Consider the following 1,745-nt stretch of genomic DNA (forward strand, 5'->3'; position numbering starts at 1 on the left):
GATAACTACAAATTATCGCAGGTGTTGCTTATGCAAATTTTTGATAGCATTGTCGGAATGACACTAGCTGTCATCTTAATTGTTGGCGGTTATCAATTCTATTTTTTACCACAGAGAAAAAAAATATTAGCTCCAAGAGAGTTAGGAACAAAATTTGATGAGATGATTCCTTTTCAACCCCGTTGGGTATGGGTATATTCTGGATTATACTACCCTATTATTATTTTTATTGTTCTTACTATGAACTCTTTAAAACAGTTTGCATACACGGCCTTTAGCTATATAATTCTTCTGGGACTACAAATTATTATTTTTATGTTATTTCCTGTAAAAACTCCTAAGCATTGGAGAAACTATGATCCTTTAGAATCTAAATCTACTCGTTTTCTATCTTTTGTTCATCATTTTGATGACACAACTAATTGTTTTCCTAGTATGCATGTTAGTGTTGCGACTTTGACATCTTTACATATATATACAAATTGTGGGCAGGGATTATTTGTTGCCATATTGGCATCTCTATTTTCAATTTTAATTGCAATTAGTACATTGTTCACTAAACAGCATTATATAATTGATATTCCTGCAGGAGTAATTTTGGGATATATTAGCTTTAAAATTTTTATTACATTAGCTAACAATTTTATTTAAAAATATCTACAAGTAGTTAAAATAAAGTTGCAAGATAAGGACAAATATTTTGAACTGCCGTTGGTAGCAAGGCGAGAAAAAATGATGCGACAGGTGTTATAAAAGTTCTCCTAGGAAGAGGCCAGAGAGGAAAGGAGTCTAGAACCACTTTGTACTTATTTACCGCCTCAATTTTATTTACATATTCCATTTTTTGATGATTTAAAGACATTTTAGTAAGCTCAGTTGTAAAAATTGTTTTCGTATAATTGTAGAAATAGTCAGTATATAAATCTTTCTTACGCTTCATTAGAACATGTAAATGAAATATGGGGGCATAAAAAAGTGGTATTGATACTGCAGCATAAACAATAAAACCGACATACCTAATACTTTCACTTATATTATATAATTTATCTTGAAATGCAAAAATAATAAAAATAACTAAAAGAACTAGCATTGCATATAAAAATAGAAGTGAAGGAGATATTATAAAACGTAATCCACCTGATTCGTCTGGGTGGAATGGATTATAAACTATGTCTTTTGTTGACAATGAAACTATAAATAATACATGCAATGAATAAATAAATACATTATAAAATAAAAACCACATGAAAGTAGTAGTCCAAAAGAACACTATCCAACCACTTAATGTAATATATGGGCCATTGATTCCTGGTAAAATATTTGAATCATAGTAATTACCATTTAAAAAGTTGTTATAATATAATTTCATTGATACAAATGCTATTGTAAATGACAGTATAATGAGTCCAATTCTATGGTAGTTTGATATTATAGATTTTGAAAAAAATACATTTTGCATTCTTTTAGCTTTTAAAGCTGATTTTTGTAGTAGAAATATTGTCAATGGATTTAGTAATAAAAAATCGATGACTGTTGAAAAATTTTTTATATATGGCCTAATTATTTCTGTGTGTTGCTTACATATTTCATCTGGTATTGAGAATAGAAATCCTTGGAAATAATTTGATAAAAAAGTACTTAATGAAGCAGATATAGCATAGATCACAGCAAATATTATGGGAGAATAAGTCATCAATTTGTTTTTCAGATTATGATTCATTATCTTACCATAATTTGTAGTTATC

The 1,745-nt window shown here is 28.4% G+C and carries 2 protein-coding genes; one reads left to right on the forward strand and one right to left on the reverse strand.

What is annotated here, in order from left to right; genetic code table 11:
* Positions 1-651: phosphatase PAP2 family protein (locus G496_RS0114415; protein WP_211233851.1), on the forward strand; the 651-nt coding region annotated here is incomplete at its 5' end.
* Between the two features lie 16 nt (positions 652-667).
* Here the strand turns inward: G496_RS0114415 and G496_RS19915 are convergent.
* On the reverse strand, positions 668-1,745 hold a 1,078-nt coding region (locus tag G496_RS19915), incomplete at its 5' end, for a hypothetical protein (protein WP_211233852.1).

Origin of the sequence: Maridesulfovibrio bastinii DSM 16055, from assembly GCF_000429985.1 — a bacterium.
Taxonomy (GTDB): Bacteria; Desulfobacterota; Desulfovibrionia; order Desulfovibrionales; family Desulfovibrionaceae; genus Maridesulfovibrio; species Maridesulfovibrio bastinii.